Source organism: Methanimicrococcus blatticola (assembly GCF_004363215.1).
Taxonomy (GTDB): domain Archaea; phylum Halobacteriota; class Methanosarcinia; order Methanosarcinales; family Methanosarcinaceae; genus Methanimicrococcus; species Methanimicrococcus blatticola.
Window position 1 is genome coordinate 418,748 of record NZ_SNYS01000005.1, and the last position, 20,533, is coordinate 439,280.

Annotated in this window: 20 protein-coding genes; 11 read left to right on the forward strand and 9 right to left on the reverse strand. The window is 42.2% G+C overall.

Annotated features, from left to right (window positions below):
• Positions 1–56: 56 nt before the first annotated feature.
• The 3 genes from C7391_RS01965 to C7391_RS01975 all read right to left on the reverse strand — a co-directional run bounded on the left by C7391_RS01965 (position 57) and on the right by C7391_RS01975 (position 3,837).
• A complete protein-coding gene (locus C7391_RS01965; RefSeq protein ID WP_133516850.1) occupies positions 57–1,214 on the reverse strand; it encodes a hypothetical protein in 1,158 nt (385 codons plus the stop codon).
• A gap of 92 nt (positions 1,215–1,306) precedes the next feature.
• Positions 1,307–2,953, reverse strand: a complete 1,647-nt coding sequence (locus C7391_RS01970; protein ID WP_208107040.1) for a DEAD/DEAH box helicase — start codon at positions 2,951–2,953, stop codon at positions 1,307–1,309.
• Positions 2,954–3,459: 506 nt separating this feature from the next.
• On the reverse strand, positions 3,460–3,837 hold the full coding sequence (locus C7391_RS01975; RefSeq protein ID WP_133516851.1) for a hypothetical protein: 378 nt from the start codon (positions 3,835–3,837) through the stop codon (positions 3,460–3,462).
• A 67-nt stretch (positions 3,838–3,904) separates the two neighbouring features.
• On the opposite strand from C7391_RS01975, the gene C7391_RS01980 reads away from it, so the two are divergent.
• Together C7391_RS01980 and C7391_RS01985 are read left to right on the forward strand one after the other, a co-directional pair.
• On the forward strand, positions 3,905–4,099 hold the full coding sequence (locus C7391_RS01980; protein ID WP_133516852.1) for a hypothetical protein: 195 nt from the start codon (positions 3,905–3,907) through the stop codon (positions 4,097–4,099).
• Between the two features lie 684 nt (positions 4,100–4,783).
• Positions 4,784–6,064, forward strand: a complete 1,281-nt coding sequence (locus C7391_RS01985) for a geranylgeranyl reductase family protein (RefSeq protein WP_223610951.1) — start codon at positions 4,784–4,786, stop codon at positions 6,062–6,064.
• Positions 6,065–6,096: 32 nt separating this feature from the next.
• Here C7391_RS01985 and C7391_RS01990 read toward each other — a convergent pair whose 3' ends face one another.
• The 4 genes from C7391_RS01990 to C7391_RS02005 all read right to left on the reverse strand — a co-directional run bounded on the left by C7391_RS01990 (position 6,097) and on the right by C7391_RS02005 (position 9,912).
• Positions 6,097–7,197: a hypothetical protein gene (locus C7391_RS01990; protein ID WP_133516854.1), complete on the reverse strand. Its 1,101-nt coding sequence runs from the start codon at positions 7,195–7,197 to the stop codon at positions 6,097–6,099.
• Between the two features lie 190 nt (positions 7,198–7,387).
• On the reverse strand, positions 7,388–8,527 hold the full coding sequence (locus tag C7391_RS01995) for a hypothetical protein (RefSeq protein ID WP_133516855.1): 1,140 nt from the start codon (positions 8,525–8,527) through the stop codon (positions 7,388–7,390).
• A gap of 232 nt (positions 8,528–8,759) precedes the next feature.
• A complete protein-coding gene (pyrE, locus tag C7391_RS02000; protein WP_133516856.1) occupies positions 8,760–9,299 on the reverse strand; it encodes an orotate phosphoribosyltransferase in 540 nt (179 codons plus the stop codon).
• A gap of 22 nt (positions 9,300–9,321) precedes the next feature.
• Positions 9,322–9,912: a CDP-2,3-bis-(O-geranylgeranyl)-sn-glycerol synthase gene (locus C7391_RS02005; RefSeq protein WP_133516857.1), complete on the reverse strand. Its 591-nt coding sequence runs from the start codon at positions 9,910–9,912 to the stop codon at positions 9,322–9,324.
• 549 nt (positions 9,913–10,461) lie between these two features.
• Here C7391_RS02005 and C7391_RS02010 point away from each other — a divergent pair.
• The gene (locus tag C7391_RS02010; RefSeq protein WP_133516858.1) at positions 10,462–10,851 is read left to right on the forward strand and encodes a transcriptional regulator protein; all 390 of its coding nucleotides are present in this window, start codon (positions 10,462–10,464) and stop codon (positions 10,849–10,851) included.
• Between the two features lie 262 nt (positions 10,852–11,113).
• On the opposite strand, the gene C7391_RS02015 is transcribed toward C7391_RS02010, so the two are convergent.
• Positions 11,114–11,920 (reverse strand): S4 domain-containing protein, encoded by an 807-nt coding sequence (locus C7391_RS02015; RefSeq protein WP_133516859.1) that lies wholly within the window; start codon positions 11,918–11,920, stop codon positions 11,114–11,116.
• 152 nt (positions 11,921–12,072) lie between these two features.
• On the opposite strand from C7391_RS02015, the gene C7391_RS02020 reads away from it, so the two are divergent.
• Positions 12,073–12,492: a pyridoxamine 5'-phosphate oxidase family protein gene (locus C7391_RS02020; RefSeq protein ID WP_133516860.1), complete on the forward strand. Its 420-nt coding sequence runs from the start codon at positions 12,073–12,075 to the stop codon at positions 12,490–12,492.
• Positions 12,493–12,702: 210 nt separating this feature from the next.
• On the forward strand, positions 12,703–13,122 hold the full coding sequence (locus C7391_RS02025) for a pyridoxamine 5'-phosphate oxidase family protein (RefSeq protein ID WP_133516861.1): 420 nt from the start codon (positions 12,703–12,705) through the stop codon (positions 13,120–13,122).
• Positions 13,123–13,405: 283 nt separating this feature from the next.
• Here C7391_RS02025 and C7391_RS02030 read toward each other — a convergent pair whose 3' ends face one another.
• A complete protein-coding gene (locus tag C7391_RS02030; protein ID WP_133516862.1) occupies positions 13,406–15,100 on the reverse strand; it encodes a radical SAM protein in 1,695 nt (564 codons plus the stop codon).
• A gap of 100 nt (positions 15,101–15,200) precedes the next feature.
• Between C7391_RS02030 and ribC the strand changes: the two genes are divergently transcribed.
• The 6 genes from ribC to cfbE all read left to right on the forward strand — a co-directional run bounded on the left by ribC (position 15,201) and on the right by cfbE (position 20,522).
• Positions 15,201–15,665: a riboflavin synthase gene (ribC, locus tag C7391_RS02035; protein ID WP_133516863.1), complete on the forward strand. Its 465-nt coding sequence runs from the start codon at positions 15,201–15,203 to the stop codon at positions 15,663–15,665.
• Between the two features lie 81 nt (positions 15,666–15,746).
• The gene (locus tag C7391_RS02040; RefSeq protein ID WP_133516864.1) at positions 15,747–16,319 is read left to right on the forward strand and encodes a DUF1877 family protein; all 573 of its coding nucleotides are present in this window, start codon (positions 15,747–15,749) and stop codon (positions 16,317–16,319) included.
• Between the two features lie 87 nt (positions 16,320–16,406).
• Entirely contained in the window at positions 16,407–16,811 is a 405-nt protein-coding gene (ribH, locus tag C7391_RS02045) for a 6,7-dimethyl-8-ribityllumazine synthase (protein ID WP_133516865.1), read from the forward strand.
• Between the two features lie 254 nt (positions 16,812–17,065).
• Positions 17,066–17,479, forward strand: coding sequence for a hypothetical protein (locus C7391_RS02050; RefSeq protein WP_133516866.1), 414 nt, complete (start codon positions 17,066–17,068; stop codon positions 17,477–17,479).
• Positions 17,480–17,689: 210 nt separating this feature from the next.
• A complete protein-coding gene (locus C7391_RS02055; protein ID WP_133516867.1) occupies positions 17,690–18,835 on the forward strand; it encodes a pyridoxal phosphate-dependent aminotransferase in 1,146 nt (381 codons plus the stop codon).
• Positions 18,836–19,022: 187 nt separating this feature from the next.
• Positions 19,023–20,522, forward strand: coding sequence for a coenzyme F430 synthase (gene cfbE / locus C7391_RS02060; protein ID WP_133516868.1), 1,500 nt, complete (start codon positions 19,023–19,025; stop codon positions 20,520–20,522).
• Positions 20,523–20,533 lie beyond the last annotated feature (11 nt).

A 20,533-nucleotide genomic window follows, 5' to 3' on the forward strand; every position in this document is an offset into this window, starting at 1 on the left:
TGACACAGACAGCCGAGTGTGTAAAAAAATGGAGACAGATGAATAAAAATAATCTCTCAGTCCATATAAACGACTTTTGTAGAAACATATTCGGGGTTGAAGTTGTCACCGAAAACAACGCATGTAAAACGCGTCTGATTCCGCCGCGGGATTTGAACTGTATATTCTGCCCATCCGGAACCGTCATCCGCAAGCGTCCCGATAGGGATTTCACCGCTTTGAGACCAAACACGTGTCATGTCAAACGGATCTGATTCGGCCATAATGAGAACGGTCACATTTTGACCCGATGTCGGTCCTGTGTTTGTCACGTTGCAGCGGACTTTGTAGTAAACATAATTCCAATCACTGTCAACATAATCCGCCCGGATCTGAACATTCATTGCCGGCATCGAATTCATCGAATATAACTTCGCGCGGGATCCGATAAATTCGGGCGGAAGTTCACCGATTTTAAAGTTTGATGCCGTCGTTTCAACATAATAATACCGAGTGCCGTTGAGCTCATAATAAGTGCCGGCCAGATTTTCACTGCCTTTTACGCCGAGCGCCATGTGTCCGGGCAGTTCGATTAAAACAACGCCATAACCCATTTCAAGCAAAAGAGCCGCCGCCAAAATCGAACTGTCTTCACAGTCACCGCCGCCGTCAACAAGCGTTTCAATCGGATAGCGCGGGTACTCATCATAACCGGTCGTCACACTGTCAGACGTGTAAGGCATCGCCTGAACAAAAGCAATCATGTTCAAAACATTTTGATCGTCCGTGAAATTGTACCGATCACCCTGTTCTTTGAATGTGTCAATCATTTGTCCCAAAAAAACACGGTCATCTTCAGACAGCGCATAATGGTCAAAATCTTTGCCGGAATGAGATTTATTGCGATAATAATCATAATATTCAACCGGAATCGTCACCGTAATGGATTGAGAATACCCTGAATACACCCATGAATACGTTCGCACATACGTGTCAGAAGAATAAACCGGTTCAGTTTCTTCAACAGATGTCAAAGAAGACGGCGTTTCAGCTTCATCATATTCCGGCGCGGGTGATGTCGGAATAACAACCGGAACTGTTGAGTTGCCGGAAGAAGACGTGAAAGAATAAACGTTATAGATTGTCCCGACAGCGATTGTTGCGGCTAAGAGGATGAGAAAAGTAATGAAACAGACACTTAAAAATCGAATAATACCGCGGGAATCTCGAACCATGTTTGATTAATAAAAAAGGAAAAAGAATAAAAAGTTAACTCTCGGAAAAAAATTAAAAAGAGGAAGATAAAGAAAAGCTGAAAACCGGCTTCTCAATACTTGCTCTTTTTATTCTCAATTCTTTTCATTGCGTAATCTTTATTGGAAGAGCCTTTGTCGCCGTATTTTTTACCACCGCTGCCGCCTTTGTTGCCGGAGCCGCTCTTGTATTTGCTGCCGCCGCTGCCGCCTTTACGGTCATCGCGATCGGATCTGCCGCCTTCCCTTTTGCCTTTGTAACCGCCGCTGCTGCCGCGGTCATTTCTGTCGCCTCTGCGTCCGCCTTCGTCATTGTTTTTGGCACCGTATCTGCCTTTTTTGCCGCTGTCGCTTGTAAAGCGCTGTTTCGGAATCTGAGCAAACATTTCGTCAATGATTTTATCGTCGGCGCGCGGGAGAATTCTGCTTTCATACGCTCTTTTTAAAAGGCAGGTGACAACGTCTTCTGCGGTTCTGTCTTCCGTAATCAATGCTTGGGCGAATTCTCTGAACGGTTCGGCTTCTTCGGTGTGAACAAAATCGGAGTCGATTGCCAACGACAAGTCGTGGAGCAATTTGTCGCGCTTCATGGAAGCGACCTGATCGGCGTTCGGAAGCTCGACGCGGCGAACATCAGCATTTGCCAACTTTTTAATGAAAGCGAATTTTCTGAAATCGGCCGGTGTTAAAAGTGTAATTGCGATGCCGTTTTTGCCGGCGCGGCCGGTTCTGCCGATTCTGTGTGTGTAAGATTCGGGGTCTTGCGGGATGTCATAGTTGACGACGTGCGTTAATTCGTTGACATCAATACCGCGAGCGGCAACGTCTGTTGCGACGAGAATTCTCAATTTTTGTTTTCTGAAACGGTCCATGATACGGATACGTTGTTCCTGTAAAATGTCGCCGTGGATAACGTCGGCATCGTAGCCGCGTTCTTCCAATCTCTGAACAACGTCATCAGACGTGTCTTTTCGGGCGCAGAAAACCAAACCATAGAAATCCGGATCGGAATCAATGACACGGCAGAGCGCTTCAAATTTCAATGCCGGCGGAACGTCAATGGAAAGCTGTTCAATCAAGACATCTTCTTTGACTTTTTCAACCGAAACCATCTCGTATTGACCCATATACTTTTTAGCGATTCCGAGAACCGGCTTGGGCATTGTTGCCGAGAAACAGAGCATGCGTTTGTCATCGCCGGTGTGCTGAATGATTTCTTTGATATCGTCAATGAATCCCATGTTCAGCATTTCATCGGCTTCGTCCAAAACGAAATAAGAAAGATGAGACAAGTCGAGTTTTTTTCTGTGAATCAAATCGATGACACGGCCGGGTGTTCCGACAACGATGTCAGCACCTGCAGCGAGTGCGCGAAGCTGGATCGGAATCGGCTGACCGCCGAAAACGGGGACGATGTTTAAGCCTTTGATGCCGCCAAAAGAGGACATTTCATCGCAGACTTGAATGGCGAGTTCGCGTGTCGGGGTTAAAACAATTGCCTGAACGCGGCCTGTTTTTTCTGTGATATTTTGAATAATCGGAATGCCGAAAGCAGCCGTTTTGCCGGAGCCTGTTTGTGCCTGGCCGATGATGTTGCAGTCACCGCTTAAGAAAAGCGGAATGGTTTGAATTTGAATCGGTGTCGGGGATTCATATCCTTTTAAAAGAAGTGTTTGAATAATTCTGTCTGATATACCGAGGTCTTGGAATGTTGTTGTCATTAATAGTCACCTGTTTGTGAACAAAAACAACGTCATGAGAACCTGTTAAAAGCTTCAAAGAGACCGACTCGTCCGGCCATTCCGAACGGAAAAAGGCATCAATGACAAAAAATACAAATCATTGCGCCGACTGCTGCTGAAAAATAAATCGGTTCAGCAAATCAATAACACGATTGAAGAACAGGGTAAAACGCTGTTTCTGAAATGGCCGTTTGATAAAACAAAGATAAAAGCATAATCGAATAACGATACAGATTCTCTCTCACTGTTTCGGAAAATACGGCCGAAATTTCCGGAATTATCCTCTTAATTATGAATTAGATGTGCCTTAACACATCGGAGAGAATCTAACCGGATAAGATTTCTTAAAACAGTATCCTGCTATAAGAAGCTTTCTAAACCGAAGGCTTTGCACGTAAAGTCGGCTTTGTCCCGAAAGTATGTCATCTGCCCGAAAAATCCGCTTCGTTGCGTAAATTTTTAAAAAAAGAAAGAAGTGAATGATTTTATTCTATTTTTTCATTCACTTCTTTATTTATCTCGTTTGCAATGTCGAATACTGTAAATTCTGTGGTATCTATCCCGAACAAATCAATATATTCATTGACGGTGACTTCAATTTCTTTTGGTTGTTTGTTCACGAAGGTACCATGACCGTAATTTTGTATAATTTCTTTTGCGTGGTGGTTCACGATTCCATTTTCAGAAATGCTTTCTTCGATTCGAGCAGCTTCTTTCTTTTCCTTTTTGGATTCTTTGTTGTAAAAGTACACGGCAAAGACAATAGTTAATAAAAATACAATCGGTCTACCTGTAAATACTGTAATAAGAAGAATCAAAAGAAGAACCAAAACCATTAGAATGATTTTCAAAACTTTACCCATTTTCAAGCTCCAAAATTTAAATCCGGCACAATCGTGCTTAAATGATTTTACAATAAGTGAGAAAATATTGAAGCAAATGAATTCGATGCTTCAATCCGGAAAATTCACTTCAATATCGGATGTTGTTAGTATTGCAATAATGCTTTTGATTGCAGAAAGAACAAATCCGACTTTTGACTATTCGGTAATGATAGAAAATGTGCCGGAAGACAATTCAGCAACAGTAAAAATATCAGCAGCATTAAATGGATGGAACATCTGATTCAATACGCAGAATCGGAGGAAAACGGACCTGAAGAACAACATCTGTTATCAAATTATTCTTATATATGCGCCTAGGATTGGGCGCTGTAAATGCCATAATATTAACCTCTTAACGAAATATGCCAAAGAAATATAGTAAAGACAGAATATAAAAACGTTTACACTCCACAGGAATACTAGGTGTGCCATTTGTAGCCGATTTTGAGAGAAGGGAGACACGAAAAACCTCTTCTTCGAGTTGAATAAATTCATGATAAACAGCTACAATCGACACTTTCGAAAAACTTTGCCCGAAAAGTCAATGGCTTGTCCCGAAAGTATGTCATTTTTAGGCACTTTCCGTGCAAAGCCTAAACCGAATGAAAAAGATAAAAGTGATGAAACGCATTTCGCATCAAGATAAATGATTTATTTGTTTGAGACATTCGTTTCGATACATTCGTTTCAATACATTCGTTTCAATACATTCGTTTCAATACATTCGTTTCAATACATTCGATTCAATACATTCGATTCAATACATTCGATTCAATACATTCGATTCAATACATTCGATTCAATACATTCGATTCAATACATTCGATTCATTTCGATAACATTCATTTTATACAACTTTACATTTTACAGATTTTCATTAAGATTCTCTCGCTTGATGAAGCAAAACCAAAACAGGAATTTCAAAATGTCGTTTCCGCTTTCCAAAAAGAACTATGATGTTGTCGTTGTCGGCGCGGGTCCTGCCGGCTCGGTCGCCGCAAAATATGCCGCGCTCGGCGGTGCCGACGTATTGTTTGTGGACAGGAAACGCGAAATCGGATCGCCTGTTCAATGTGCCGGTTTTACGCCGAATGCCAAAGAAATTGAAAATCTGATTCCGGGATTGGTTTTGCCCGAAGAGATGAAAAACATCCCGATGAATTGCGTTTTGGCAGAAACGAAGGCGCAAAGACTTTACAGTCCGGATTTGAAAATCAAAGAATTTGATGTTGACGGTTATGTTTTAGACCGACGCCTTTTTGACTCTGCGTTGGCGGAGCAGGCTGCTTTGTGCGGTGCCGAGCTTTTGTGCGGAACGAGTGTTAAATCCATCCAATCCGACTCCGGCAACCATACTGTTCGTTTGAGCGGTGTTTTCGGGAAAACGGATGTTACGGCAAAAATAATTATCGGCGCGGACGGACCGAATTCTGTAATCGGGAAAACATTCGGATTGTGCCACGGCGCGGAAACAAAAATCGATGCCGTCGGAAATGCAAAAAACGCGTCAAATGAAAAAGCCGTTTCAAATGCGTCATATGAAAGAGGCATCGGTTTTGAATATAAAATGACGGGCGTCGACATTGATTCAAAAACGCTGGAAATGTTTTTCGGAAACAAATACGTCCCGGGCGGATATATTTGGATATTTCCGGAAGGTGAAGGCAAAGCCAATGTCGGTATCGGCCTCAGACATTCTCTATGTACAGAAAAATTATCCGCCCGTGACTTTTTAAACCGTTTCATTCAGGAACATCCGATTGCCGCTGAAAAATTAAAAGGCGGAAAGATTACATCCGTGATGGCGGGTGTCATTCCGGTCGACGGCGCGCCCGCGAGAACAGCAACAGATTCCGTGATGGTGGCAGGCGACGCGGCAGGACATGTGATGGCGACAAACGGTGGCGGCATTCCGTTTGCGATTGCGGCCGGCAAGATTGCAGGCGACGTTGCTGCTGAAGCGGTCGCGGCAGGCAAAAGCGGCAAAGAGCTGACAACTGCCGCGTATGAGCAGCGTTGGCGCGCTGAATTCGGCGAAGCGTTGGAGGCATCTGTTCAGGCACGAAAACTAATGGATAAATTTATGGTATCGGACAAAAGAATGAATGCGGCATTCAAACTTCTGCCGGCAGACAAACTGAAAGAAATGCAATGCGGAAGCATTCCAACAGCCATGAAAAAGGGATTGGATCTGCTGCTGAAATGATTAAAACATTATCATTGAACAGCATTTTTTGATTAAAAATCGGAAACCGTGAAAGATTCAAAATTCTCGCCCGCGACAACAAAATAAACGGGATCACTATTGTTTGGAACACGAATTGTGAAAGTAACACTCTTTTTTCCGTCTTCTGAAATGTTGCCGATGTAAACGGTTTGATTCGAACCGGAATTATTTTCAGCAACAGTGCCGCCGTGAATCGTCATTGTGATATTTTTCCCGATGCCGGGACCGTCATTCAAAATCCGGCTGGTCACGGAATAATAAGAAAAATCGGCATCGGAATTTTCTTTAACGGAAGAGACGGTTGCGGATATTTTCGGGATTTGGACCATCGGATAAATTTCAACAAGTGTCGGATCAACAGATTCAGGAACGGCACCGACCTGATGACCGGGTGAAGTTGTTTCGACGTAATAATATTTTTCGCCGTTGTATTCGTAGAATTGGCCGCTGTAATTACCTGTATCCCTGATGCCGAGAACCATATGTTGAGGCACCAAGACCAAAATCGGATCATAGCCGAGCTCATCCAGGATGGCGGCGGCCAAAATGACAGTGTCTTCACAATCCCCTGTTTTATCCGTCAGCGTTTCAACCGGATAACGCGGATATTCTTCGCGACCGGTCGAGTCATAATCACTTGTATAATGAATGGATTGAACAAAAGAAATGACGTTTGCTGTAATTTGTTCTTCCGAATGACCTTTTTGCTCCCCGTACTCTTTGAAATAATCCGCCAATTCCTGTATTGTCCGGCGACCATATTCTGAAAGCGCATATTGATTGTAATCTGTCCGGTCATGCGGTTTGTTCAGATAATAATTGTAAAGCTCACTCGACCCGGAATACGTAAATGAATGATTGTCGCCGCCGTAATACCATGAAAAATCCTTGATTTCGGAAGAATTCAGTTTGAATGTGAATCCGGCAGCCGGTTTTAGAGATGATGCAGGCTGCAGAAGAAGCTCATCGGAATAAGAAGCCGGAGCATAATTGCCTGAATATTGAATCGGAATTGAAAAAGTCCCGAATAAAAAACAGATCAAGACGGCAAAGATAAAAAGAATGCTCACCGCTGAAAAAACATAAAATACCGTTTTTTTGAGATTTACCAACAAATCACCCTCAAAAATCAAACTGTATTATTGCGATATAAACTTATCTAAAAATAAATTTTAATAAAAATCATCAAAAATGTAGAGATAAACATATTTAGACAGATAAAATTCCGGGAAGAAAATAAACCGAATAAAATAGATTGAATTGAAATAAATCGGGTTAAGATAAATAAAATCGAAGAGAAGATTAGCGGTTTCCGAGATTGAAATAGAACCCGCCGATTTCAATCGAATCGAAATTATCGCCTTCGATGTAAATTGTTATGATTCCGTTTGCGCGGGGCACTTTAACGGCAACTTCTATGTCGGCGCTATAGTCTTCCGGAACGGAGCCGATTGAGATCAGCTGATCGGGAACATCTTGGTCTGCGTTTGTGACGTTCGTTACAATGCGGAGATAAACATCATCTCCGTGGCCGGTGCCGGCATTTTGAACCGTCCCTTGAAGGATATATTTGTAAGAAACGTCGTCGAATCCGATCATATATTGGTTTACATGAGCGGAAAAGACAGGGTTTTGAACGACAGGGAAAAGGGCAAGAAGTGTCGGGTCAATATTTTTGGAAATTATACCGATAACGGTTTCGCCGTCTGTCACGCCTGCATAATAATAAACTGTCCCGTTATGCAAATAAGACTGTCCTGAAAAATTACCGTCATCCTTCAGGCCGAGTGCCATATGATCCTGCATCAGAATTAAAATGCAATCAATATCCAACTCATAAAGAATAGCTGCCGCCAATATTGCGCGGTCTTCGCAGTCGCCGCCCTCAACAAGCGTTTCTATCGGATAACGGGGATATTCATTAAAGCCCGTTGTTTCTAAATCGCTTGTGTACGGAATGGTATGAACAAAAGAAATCACATTCATCGCGATTTCGGCGTCGGAATATTTATTTCGTCGCCCGTGTGCGCTGAAAGAATCGGCCAATTTGCTGATAACATCCCGATCGTATTCGGAAACGGCATATTGCGCATAATCGCGGCGGTCATGAGATTTATTCTGATAGAAATCGAAAAGCTCTTGAGGAATCTCGGCGCGGTGAGAATAAATTTGTTTATCGTGAGACCAAGTATAGGTGATGTTGTACGTTTCGTCTTCCGCGGACAAATTAAACCGTTCCGGCCCGTTCCAAGTGGAAAGAGACGGGTAAACAAAAACAATGTCATCTCCTGATGTCGTCAAATCTCTGGCAACATAAATAAATGTCTTTTTCACATCTTCGGGCGGAACATAATGAAATAGCCCTGCCGAGATGATGGCAATACATACAGCCATGAAAATGAAGTATTTGAGAAGATTCAAGAGTGTTTTTTTGGAAATCACGATATATCGATAGAAAAATAGGGGATGTATTAAATAAAGATTCCCGATAAGTGATAATTATAAAACCGCAACAGAAAGAAAGAGAAGAAGCAAAAAGGAAGAAAATAATAAAAAAGAAACGAATGAACAAAAAAGAAGAAAATGAACAAAAAAAGAAACGAATGAACAAAAGAAATAATAAATAAAAAAAAAGGAAAAAGGATTTTCGTTGAAAAATAAACCGGAAGAATGATTATTCAACCAGTTCACTTGAAGAAACGAGCGGAATCAATTCAACGCCGAGTTCTTTTAAGGAGTCTGCGGCCCCGGATTCGCGGTCAACGATTGTGATGACTTTGCGGATGTCGGCACCGTCTTCTTGAAGAGCGGCAATCGCTTTTTTAACGGAACCGCCGCTGGTGGTGACGTCTTCCATTAAAATGATTTCTTTGGCTGTGTCCAACTCGCCGACGTAGCGGCTTTTTGTTCCGTATTCTTTGGTTGCTTTTCGAATGATTAAAAGCGGATATTGTGTCGACAAGGATACGGCTGTTGCAATCGGAACGCCGCCGAGTTCGACGCCGCCGATTATAATTTTGCCGGTGGGCGTTTCTGTCACGGACGGCAGAAGACGAGCGATGTAATCAGCGATGATTTTCAATGTTTTCGGGTCGGTGCTTGCTTTTTTGATGTCAATGTAAAAGTTGCTTTTCTGCCCCGACGCCAATGTAAACTCGCCGAATTGAACCGCGTCACAGTCTTTTAATGCTTGAATAATTTCAGAATTGTCCATAATAATCAGTATTTTTTAATTTTCACCACGGTTCATTTTTGATTCCGAGCCAGTATCCGACGATGTTTGTCCCGACATGAAGAATGGGTGTGATGATGATGATGATGATAAAAGTCAGCCAGTCCAGTGTTCCGACAAGCCACCCGTAAGAGGTGAGTGCCGTCAAGAGAAAAGCGCCGGCCAGGAAATCGTATTGATCAACGAGCGGCAGCGATTGTCCTCTTTGGAGACCGAGGCGGCGTTTCAGGAAGCTGAAAATCATGTCTCCCAAAAGAGCGCCGACAGCCAGAGAAAGAATGGCAATAACCGCGGATAAGTCAAATGCGCCGGAAACGCCGGATGAACTGAATCCGGGAAGTTGAATGCCGAAGAAATGGAAACCGCGGGAGACGAGCCAGATTTCGGCGCATCCGGTTAAAAATCCGAGAAGGATGCCTGCGAAAAAACCGCGCCAGGTTTTGCCGTCGCCTAAAATGCGCCGGCCGTCTTTCATTGTTTTACCGCCGTCAATCGGTGTTCCGCCGCCGAAAACGGCAGCAAAGGAGTTGGGCAGATATGCCGGCAGCATAACCCATAAACCGACAACGACTGCTGTGATAATTTCAGTAAACATGTTTTTGATCCTCGCAGATGAATTTGAAAAGATTTGAAAAGAACATAGCTGTTTCATGTTTTATATTTATCGCGGCGAAATCGAAAAGTGCTGTGGTTGAACTGAAAATTAAACGGAATTGGACAGGATGGAATTAAGAATTGAAAAAAAACGGAAGTGGAAATTGAGAAAAACAGAAACGAAAATTGAGAAAAACGGAAGTGGAAATTGAGAAAAACGGAAACGGAAATTGAGAACAAACGGAACGGGGATTGAACTGAAAAGAAAGAGAATAAATCTCAAAATAACTGAAAAAATAAATAAAAAATGACAATAAATTTTAATTTATTTGAAGAGTAATATATACACAAATAAAATTTTTTCAAAAAATATTTCGATTCGTTTAAATAATTGAACAAAATTTATTCACAAAGTTCACAGAACTCAACTTACTATAGCATAGTATAAAAACGGCCTGAGATTGTGAACAAAAATGGCGTAAAAAAGGATAGTGCATCTGAAAGATAAAGTTCGTGTCATATTTTTCAGCTGATGCAATTAGGTGGTTATTTGATCGATTTTGAAGTCAAAATCCTTGACGAGAACGACTTAGTTTTCGTTTCGGACTTAAGGAACCTGGGCATACAAAGAAATGTCGCGTTGACATTAGTATACCTGTCAAATGTAAAAGAAGCATCGTCTCGTGAAATAGAAATCGGAACAGGACTCCGGCAACCTGAAATAAGTCTTGCAATCAACTTTATGAGTGACAATAAGTGGATTGACAGCAGGATGATCAGGGTAAATAAGAAAGGACGTCCTCTGCGAGTTTATTCATTTTGCGTCCCGATGGAAACAATCTACGCGTTCTATGAATTGAAAGCGCACAAGGATTATGAGGAATCCGTCTTAAAAATAAATCAGCTCAAAGTCCTGATTCAGAAAAAAGATTACACATGAAAATGAATGAATAAATAAAAATGGATTGAAAAAAACTTAATCGGTTGTTTACAACTCATTTTTAATTAAAACAACTCATTTTTAATTTAATTTGTTTTTATTTTGTTTGTTTTTATTTTGTTTGTTTTTATTTTGTTTGTTTTTATTTTATTTGTTTTTATTTTATTTGTTTTTATTTTGTCTGTTTTTATTTGTCTGTTTTTATTTTGTTTATTATTGGTGGTCTACTGCTGTTTTTAATTAAATTCAGCAGATTCCACGATCAATCTTCTTCGCCTTCAAAAATCATATCTGTGATATCGATGCCGTCGCCGCCGAGTTCTTCTGATAAATCATATTCGACGCCGTCTTCATCAACATAAGCCGGTTCGAGAGAATTATCGGCATATTTCTTACGGGCGATGATGTATGTTTCCTGCCTTTCCGGCTCAATAACTTCTTCGATGTTGTAGCCGGCTTCTTCAATTTTTCGAAGAACAGCGGATTTGGACCGGTTTTTCGGAATTTTAATGACTTGAAGGAGAAGTCCGCCTTCTCTTAAAAGCGGAGACATTCGAATCAAAGCAGAAACCGAGTCTGTCGGCTCAAGCGTCATATCATTGAGCAAAACATCGAAAGATCCGTTTTTAGACGTTTCTGCGGTTGCCACAGTTTCAAACGGAACCGTAAAAACATCGGCAAACATGACACTGATATTATCATTCTCAAACGCCAGTTTCCCGAGCTCGGTTCGGAAATCTTTTGAAAATTCAATGCCGTGAACGTGACCGGAATCACCGATGTGCTCGCCGGCAAACATCAAAAAACCGCCGGCGCTGGACCCTAAATCTAAAACGTAGTCACCTTCATTAAAAAGAGGAAGACGTTCATGAATCGCTTTTATTTTGAAATAACCGCGCGGCATATCCATGCCTTCTTCGACATCAATTTTGTCGTCAACGGTAATATTTTTGGAAGGTTTCGTGCAGACTGTACCGTTTAATTTAACTTTACCCTCTTCAATCGCCCTTTTGGAGCGCCCGCGGGACTTAAAAAATCCGGTGTCTACTAAATAACTGTCAAGTCTCATAACACGCCAACAACTTTGCTTTGATATAAATATTTCATTCATGACAGACAAAGAGATTTAGAAAAATATATTAAATATATAAAATAATTAGGACTGCCTCTCTAAATTAAAAGAGTGGAGATTTTTGGAATTAAAGAGTGGAGATAATTACCATGGTAAAATTAACAGCTGAAATGAAAGAAGATATCAAAAAAGTCGGTGTTTTGCCGCTTGCGACAGCCACAAAATCCGGTGTTCCGAATGTCGTCCCGATTGCCATTTTAGAAATTGATGACAGCGATGAAAAAGATGACTACATTAACATCATGAACAACTTCTTCCTCAAAACAATGAACAACATCAAAGAAAATCCGCTTGTCGCGCTTTATTTCTGGACACCTGAAACAGTCGGCTGCAACCAGATCAAAGGCGAAGTCGTTGAAATCACGGCAAAAGGCAGCGTCTACGAAGACTTTGCCGCCCGCGTCAGACCTGAAAAGCCTGACCTCCCGCTCAAAGAAGTCCTCCGCGTCAAAGTCACGGAAGTCTTTGACTGCCAGCTCGGCAAGGAAGCCGGCAAAAAGAAGCTGTAAAAAGATTTCATTTTTCTTTTTATTTCTTTTTCGATTCTTTTTTATTACTTTTCTATTTCTTTTTTTATTTTCGATTTTTTCTCATTTTTCATTCCATTTCATTTTAATTCGAAAACAATAGAATTCGAAAAATATAGTTCAAGGAATTTTTAAATAGACGGCAATTCTATTTTTATTGTTCTTTTTGTTTAAAATTAAGGAGATGAAAGAATGGTCAAATTAACACCTGAAATGAAAGAAGACATTCAAAAAGTCAAAGTTTTGCCGCTTGCCACCGCTTCCAACGATAAAACGCCCAACGTCATTCCGATTGGAATCGCTGAAATCGATGACAGTGATGACAAAGATGACTATATTCACATTATGAACAACTTCTTCCTCAAAACAATCGCCAACATCAGGGAAAACCCGAAAGTTGCGCTTTACATCTGGAGTCCCGAAACCTCAGGCTGCATTCAAATCAAAGGCGAAGTAGCCGAAATCACCGCCAAAGGAAATGTTTATGACGACATGACCGGCCGCGTCGGTGCTGCCAAACCGGGTCTCCCGATGAAAGAAATCATCAGAATTAAAATCACGGACATCTTCAACTGCAAATCAGGAAAAGAAGCCGGACAAAAGATTTTGTAACTGAAATTAAATCGGAATTTATTTCCGGTTTCTTTTTTTTGAAAAACGGAAAGTCGGTTCGCGCGCGAGCCGGACTCTTTTTGAAAAAATTTGAAAATACCGGATTGTTTTTGAAAATAATGTAAGTTTTGTATTGAATATTCAAACCGGTAAATTAGATGTCGGTCGATGGATTTTGTAGAAGATGAGAAAATATTCGCCGCACATTATGCGGAGAATAGGTAAGATATTCACCGCAAATTTTGCGGAGATTAATAATTAAACCAACACTGACCCACAAACTTCATTCAAAACAAACGAATTTTGAAATTAATTTCCCGTGCTTAAACCGGCTCAGCAGATCTTCTTCATTTTTGTAAGGCCGTTTCAAAACCAATTCTTCCGCCATAGATTTATTCAAACCGGGCAATTCTTTTAAAATTGTTAAAGGCGCAGTATTCGCATTGATCGGGAACGGAACGCCTGTAATTGAGCGGAAACCGTGATTGGTAACGAGGATGTCATAGAAACGATTCAGTTCCAAAGAAGCGGGAACGGCAATCAAGAGCGGATATGTTCCGAATTGCCGGCCGAATGTCATGGGTTTTGAATTTTCAGAGTTTTCGGCGACTTCCATGAAAACGTCTTTCAAAACGGTTCCGACCGGAACGACGCGCTGCAGCATTGGCAAATCAATCGTTTTTCGGATTTGCTCTTTGTGCGCGCGGAAGAGTTTTTCATTTTTGAAATCAGAAACATTGGAATCGGAAAGCGGCGTTTTCGGAAAAACCATCACTTGACGGAGATTAATTCTTCGAACCATCAGTCCTTCATCATAAATCTGTTTGAGAAAATCGTAATTGAGCTGATATGTTTTTTTGGTTTCGCCAAGCAACCCGTAAACAAAATTAATGCCGGGCAGAATTTTGGGCATTCCGTTCGCGCCGCGTTTCGAACCGATTTCATTGACAAGGCGGATGGCTGCCAATACTTGGTCCGGCGTTGCTTTTAACCCGTTTGCGGCAATCACGGCCGGATCGGCGCTTTCAATGCCCATCGCAATCACATCGCCGGGCGTATGATATTTGACAATCGTTTCGAGAATTTCACGCGATTCGTCCGGATATTCGGCAATCGTTATCGGATTTCCGTTATCCATGTGAAGCGTTTGTAAATCGGGCGCAACGCGGCGAATTCCGGAATAAAGTTTTTCAATGGCTTTCGGATTCGGTTTGAGATTTGCGCCGCCGTCATCAATGCCTTTGTACGCGAATAAATCGGGTTGGCGACCGATTCTGAAATGGCGGACACCGTTGTTGTAAAGCAATTCGGTTTCGGCAACGATGTCTTCTTCATCACGGAAATCGGGTTTGCCGTAAAAAGCTTCCGTGCAGAAAGAGCAATGCTTTTTTCGGCCGCAGCCGCGGCAGGTTTCAAGCTCGCAGATCACATTCGGGAAATCGGGATGCTGTTTGACGATGAAAGCGCCTTTTTGAGACCAGCCCGCGATTTCTGACGCGGTTCTGTAACGGTGAGCAGAGGCTGTGTTTTCGGAATTATTTGAAAAATAATCGTAAACAAAACTTTCGATGTCTTTTTGAGCGACCATGACGCCGTCCGGAAGAAATGAAAGTCCTGTTGCCGCAATGCCGCCTTCACTGGAATAGCCGAGACGGATCGGACCGCCGAGAATTTTAATGCCGCCTGAGAGACGGAAAAGCGCGCGGATTTCCTCGGCCGTAATCGGCATTCCTCTCAGATATTTTCCGGGAACGGTCATGCCTGAAATAATGATGAAAACGTCGGCGGCTTTGAATTGTTCGGTCAACGTTTTGCCGGAAGCGCGAACGGCATCGATTGTAAAATAAGAAATGTCATCTTCATTGAAACCGGCATCGATTAAAGCGCCGGCGGTGTATCTCGGATAAGGAGAAAGATAAGGCGGAACGCCGAAGCAGGCGGGTTCATCCACATAACCGTCTAAAATAATCGCTTTCATACTTGGTTCCTTATCGTTTTCTGAGTGATAATGCTTGATTTATAATGTTTTTCTTGTCAAATGAATACCTTTATTTATTTATCTATCTATTTTTTCGTTTATGCCTACAATCGGAATTGCCGACACAACTTTTGCCCGCTACAATATGGGCGCCGCTGCGATTGACGAGCTCAAGCAGCATACAACCGCAAAAATCATCCGCGTCACGGTTCCGGGAATCAAAGATTTACCCGTCGCCGCCAAAAAACTGATCGAAGAGCAGAATTGCGACATCGTGATGGCACTCGGAATGCCGGGCGCAAAAGCGCAGGACAAAACATGCGCGCACGAAGCGTCGCAGGGAATTATTATGGCACAGCTGATGACGAATAAACACATCATTGAAGTGTTCGTTCACGAAGATGAAGGGCGCGACGACAAAGAACTGGCTTTTTTAATGAACAGCCGATCACGCGAACACGCTCTCAATGTTGTGAAAATGCTTCAGTCGCCGGAACAGCTTGTCAAAGAAGCCGGAACGGGACAGCGTGAGGGATTCGCCGACGCCAAACCGGTCGGGCGTTAATCGGGTGTTAATCAAGGTTAAAAGTGTTAAAAGTGTTAATAATCAGGTATTAAATAAAAATCTCATTAAATCGGTGATTTCATGATTATCTTTTTTGCCGCTGTCAGCAAACAAAACATCAGGGATTTTGAAAACGGCAGTATTGCCAAAGACCGTTTCATCGACATTCTCGTCGTATCTGATAGAATCGGTCTTTCACAAATCGATCGCGCCGCCAATATTTTGGCAAATGATGACGAATTTTCCGAATACTATGAAATCATGGGAAGCGGTGAAATTCTCGCGGGCGGCGACGGCAACGCGCTGATTATTGACCCCGTTTCATTTGAATATGAAAACGAAGAAGACGGCGGTGGTTTTGAGGTATGTGATCCTGCCGTTTACATGACAAATGATGAAGTGAAAAAGGCCGCCGGAATTTTGTCGGAAGTGAATGAAGCGACATTTCGGGAAGCGTTTGACGCCAAAATGAAAAAACTGACGAAACGGAGCTTTTTGAATCGGAAGAAAAAGGCGCTCAAAGAAAATGCGGGCGATATTTTTGAAATGCTTTGGAATGAATTGGACGCTTTGAAGAAATTTTATGAAAAGACGGCAGCGACAGAAAATTATGCCGTTATTTTTTCGATTTATGAAGATGAAGACTTTGAATAAAATTCTGAATTAAATATTTATCAAATTACTTGTTACATGATTACAATTTACAAATCAAATATACAAATATAAAAGGAGAAAACAAAAATGACAATTAAAATCGGATTCGTCGTTGCCGAATTCAACAGAGACATTACGTACCAAATGGAAATCTTAGGCGAAGAACACGCCAAATTCCTCGGCGCCGAAGTCACCGAAAAAATTTACGTCCCCGGCGCTTATGACATGCCTCTTGCAATCAAAAAATTGCTTGAAAACAAAGACATTGATGCCGTCGTTACCGTCGGCTGTGTCATTGAAGGCGACACAAGCCACGATGAAGTCGTTGTCGCTCAAGTCACAAGAAAGATGACAGACTTATCCCTCGAATACGGAAAACCTGTCGCGCTCGGCATTTCCGGCCCGGGAATGACACGCATGCAGGCAATGGAACGCATGGATTACGCCAAACGCGCTGTCGAAGCGGCTGTTAAGTTGGTTCAGCGCGTCTGAATTTAATTTTAAAAACGATTTCATTTTCTTTTTCTTTTTTACTTTTATTTTTTAAGACATTTTCAAATTCAAAAGAATAGAAGCTTTTTTTGAATATTAATTTTCAATAGAGGAACACTGTTTTATTTCAAGTTAATAAAACCCGAAACAACCACCCGCTAATTTTCATTCCGATCTGAGCAAAGCGAAGAGAGGAATGGAAATTTGCGGATTCGTACTCAGCCGATACAGCAAAAATGAGAAACAGATTTTCAATGAATATTTTCTGCGTTGCATTTGCTTTGCTGCGTGCATCTGTTTTGCTGCGTGCATCTGTTTTGCTGCGTGCATCTGTTTTGCTGCGTGCATCTGTTTTGCTGCGTGCATCTGTTTTGCTGCGTGCATCTGCGCTTTTTTATAGCAGCCGTTCGCTTCGCGAACGTGGGCACTGCTACCTTACCATTTCCGTTTTGCTGCTGCTACCTTACCGTTCCCGTTTTACTGCCGCTACCTTACCGTTTCCGTTTTGCTACTGTTACCCTACCGTTTCCATTTTGCTGCTGCCTGCCGGCACCTGCCGCTGCGCGCGAACAGCACAATTTTTACAAAACCAAAAAAAGCACCCCAGGCATTTACAAAAACAAGAAAATCATCCCCGATTTTTACAAAAATACGAAACCGGACTTTGACTATTACAAAAAACAAGAAAAACGATTCCTGTCTTTACAGAAATTATATCATTAAACTTCATCCAACCGATTTTCAGCCGAAACAATTTTATTAATTCTCAATTTCATGAATTCAGTGCAATAATTATTATTACAGTGAGTAATATCTGTCAGCAAGATTCAATTCAATTATTCAATCAGTGGTTTTGTTGACTTTTTAAGGTGCGGAAAATGATTTCATCCAGAATAGAACGTGTTGAAGAATCGGCGACGATCAAATCCTCCAAGAGAGCGAAAAACTTAATCGCTCAAGGCGTTGACATCATAAATTTTACACTCGGCGAACCAGATTTTGATACGCCGGCAAATATTATTGAAGCAACCCACCGCGCCATGCTGGCCGGTGAAACACACTATTCTGCAGGACCCGGAATTCCGGAACTCCGAACCGCAATCGCCGACAAATTGAGAAGCGAAAACGGCATACCGACAGCAGCCGAAAATGTCATGGTTACGCCCGGCGCGAAGCTTGCCATTTTTGAAGCCATGATGACATTGATTGACGACGGCGATGAAGTCCTTTTATTTGACCCGGCATGGGTTTCATATGACGCGTGCGTTAAAATGGCAGGCGGCAAAACCGTTTGGGTGGAAACCGATCCCGACAGAAATTATCGGTCTGCTCGGGATTTATCCGAATACATCACCGACAAAACCAAAATGATCGTCATCAATACGCCCTGCAATCCGACAGGAACCGTTTATGAAAAAGATCAGCTTCAGGAAATCGCTGATTTAGCCATCGATCACGACTTTATGGTGATGGCTGATGAGATGTATGAAAAAATAATTTACGATAAAAAGAATTACAGCATCGCTTCTTTTGACAATATGCATGACCGCACCATCACAATTAACGGATTTTCAAAAGCATACGCGATGACCGGCTGGCGTCTCGGCTACATGGACGCGCCGCCGCATATTTTTAAGAATCTGGAAAAAATCCAAAGCCATACCATCAGCAACGTCACGACATTCCTTCAGTACGGCGGCGTTGAAGCACTCACCGGTCCTCAAGATGAACTTCATAAAATGCAGGCCGCATTTAAAGAAAGAAGAAGCGTGTTGGTTGAAGGTCTTCGAAAACTCGGCTTGAAATGTACCATGCCTGACGGTGCTTTTTACGCTTATCCCGATGTCAGCGAATTCGGAACCGGCGAAGAAATCACAGACAGATTGCTTGAAGAAGCAAACGTTGCCGTGTCTCCCGGAATTGCATTCGGTGAATCCGGCAAAAATAATATTCGTATTTCTTATGCGGCCTCCGTTGAGCGCATCCAAGAAGCGCTTATTCGAATGGAAAAAGTTTTCAAATAACCGCTGCAACAAATATTTGCAGCAAATATTTACAACAAATATTTGAAACATATGTAATCATGACAAATAAAGGAGTCAGCAGATTCCGATTATAGTCAGTATTACATATGATACCTTTTTGTATTACAAAACTGTTTTAAACGAAAAATCACATTTTGAATCATCAAAATGGAAAGGAAGATAACAAATGCCTCATTCGGAAATCCCGTGGGAAAAAATTGCTGTTTTTGATGTCAATCACGGCGGTCTGTCGATTGCAAAGCAACTGGCAAAACACGGCATTGCAGCGACTGCTTTTGATGTCTACCAAAAAATGCCGCCCGAAAAAATGAAAGAATTCGCCGATGAATCAAACATTTCGGTGACGGCAGATGTTTCGGATTTAACGGAAGATTTTGATATCGTTTGTCTTCCCGTTCATTTAAATCCTGACAATGAATTTTACAAAAAAGCGATTGAACTCGGATTGCCGACCGTTTCTCACCACGAAATCGCCGGCCGGCTTCTTCGAAGCGACCCGAGAATCGCCGACCGTTATTTGGTTGAAATCACAGGCGTTCGCGGCAAAACAAGCACCGCCGTATTGCTTGCACAAATGCTTTCCTACAAAAACCGTGTTCTGTTGCACACCTCGGAAGGAATGACCTTTTGGGACAGCGGCAGCTTCGAGCGAATCGAGCCCGGAATCAGCATCACACCGGCATACATCCCCGATTTGGCGGACATCGCGTTTGAAAGAAAATACACGCCTGACACACTTATTTTTGAAGTTTCCCTCGGATTTACGGGCGCGCAGGACATCGGCATTTTAACAGAAGCGCAACCGGATTACATGATTGCGGGCGGCGCATTGACATCAACCGATGCCAAAACCAAAATGATCAGCCGCTCCAAAGAAGGAAGCATTTTCGTCATCAACTATGATGATTTGGAAACCATTGAAAATTATATCCGTGAAGATCAGGACTTGGTCGTTTTTGATGATTACGGAACCGCCGTTGAAGAAAAAACGCCGACGGACGTTTATGTCAACATCACCACAGGAACAGATGAAGAACCGGTCGCCGACGTTGAATCCTCAAGAACCGGTATTTTTTTCAGAGCGCCGCTGAGTCCGGGATATGACGTTAATTCATACAGAACAGCCATGGCAGCAGCCGTTGCCGCCGCTTTGGAACTTGACGTTCCCGAATCGCAGATCATTGAAGTGATTTCGGGTTTTGAAGGCGTTAAAGGCAGGATGCGCGAATACGAAGAAAACGGCCGCCAAATCCTGGATAATTCCAACTCGGGGCTCACGATTGAAACCGCGGAAACCGCGATTAAATATATGCTTGAAAAATACACGGACAAAAAGTCGCCGGAGTATGATTCAAGCCTTTCAAGAGACGTAATTCTTATCATCGGCGAAGAAGAAAAAACGGTTTGTGAAGGATTGGAACCTCACGATGTTGAAGAATTAATTGTAAATTATAAAGATGAAATTCAAAATTTAATTTTGGTCGGCGAGCGGATGAAACCGTTGCAGAAAAACAATGCCGATCAAGAAGAAGCACTTGAACAGACGGAAGATGAAATTTTCAATAAAGCCATATGTGCCGGCTCATTTAAAGAAGGACTTCAAAAAGCCGTTGAAATTTCAAAAGAAGGCGACATCATCATTGCCGCAGTCAAATGCTTCAGATAACGATAAAAGGC

Bases quoted from the DNA above. Each gene is read 5' to 3' on its own strand.
- C7391_RS01965 (WP_133516850.1), bottom strand. From the start codon at position 1,214: ATGGTTCGAGATTCCCGCGGTATTATTCGATTTTTAAGTGTCTGTTTC.
- C7391_RS01970 (WP_208107040.1), bottom strand. From the start codon at position 2,953: ATGACAACAACATTCCAAGACCTCGGTATATCAGACAGAATTATTCAA.
- C7391_RS01975 (WP_133516851.1), bottom strand. From the start codon at position 3,837: ATGGGTAAAGTTTTGAAAATCATTCTAATGGTTTTGGTTCTTCTTTTG.
- C7391_RS01985 (WP_223610951.1), top strand. From the start codon at position 4,784: ATGTCGTTTCCGCTTTCCAAAAAGAACTATGATGTTGTCGTTGTCGGC.
- pyrE (WP_133516856.1), bottom strand. From the start codon at position 9,299: ATGGACAATTCTGAAATTATTCAAGCATTAAAAGACTGTGACGCGGTT.
- C7391_RS02005 (WP_133516857.1), bottom strand. From the start codon at position 9,912: ATGTTTACTGAAATTATCACAGCAGTCGTTGTCGGTTTATGGGTTATG.
- C7391_RS02015 (WP_133516859.1), bottom strand. From the start codon at position 11,920: ATGAGACTTGACAGTTATTTAGTAGACACCGGATTTTTTAAGTCCCGC.
- C7391_RS02020 (WP_133516860.1), top strand. From the start codon at position 12,073: ATGGTAAAATTAACAGCTGAAATGAAAGAAGATATCAAAAAAGTCGGT.
- C7391_RS02025 (WP_133516861.1), top strand. From the start codon at position 12,703: ATGGTCAAATTAACACCTGAAATGAAAGAAGACATTCAAAAAGTCAAA.
- C7391_RS02030 (WP_133516862.1), bottom strand. From the start codon at position 15,100: ATGAAAGCGATTATTTTAGACGGTTATGTGGATGAACCCGCCTGCTTC.
- ribC (WP_133516863.1), top strand. From the start codon at position 15,201: ATGCCTACAATCGGAATTGCCGACACAACTTTTGCCCGCTACAATATG.
- C7391_RS02040 (WP_133516864.1), top strand. From the start codon at position 15,747: ATGATTATCTTTTTTGCCGCTGTCAGCAAACAAAACATCAGGGATTTT.
- ribH (WP_133516865.1), top strand. From the start codon at position 16,407: ATGACAATTAAAATCGGATTCGTCGTTGCCGAATTCAACAGAGACATT.
- C7391_RS02050 (WP_133516866.1), top strand. From the start codon at position 17,066: ATGAATATTTTCTGCGTTGCATTTGCTTTGCTGCGTGCATCTGTTTTG.
- C7391_RS02055 (WP_133516867.1), top strand. From the start codon at position 17,690: ATGATTTCATCCAGAATAGAACGTGTTGAAGAATCGGCGACGATCAAA.
- cfbE (WP_133516868.1), top strand. From the start codon at position 19,023: ATGCCTCATTCGGAAATCCCGTGGGAAAAAATTGCTGTTTTTGATGTC.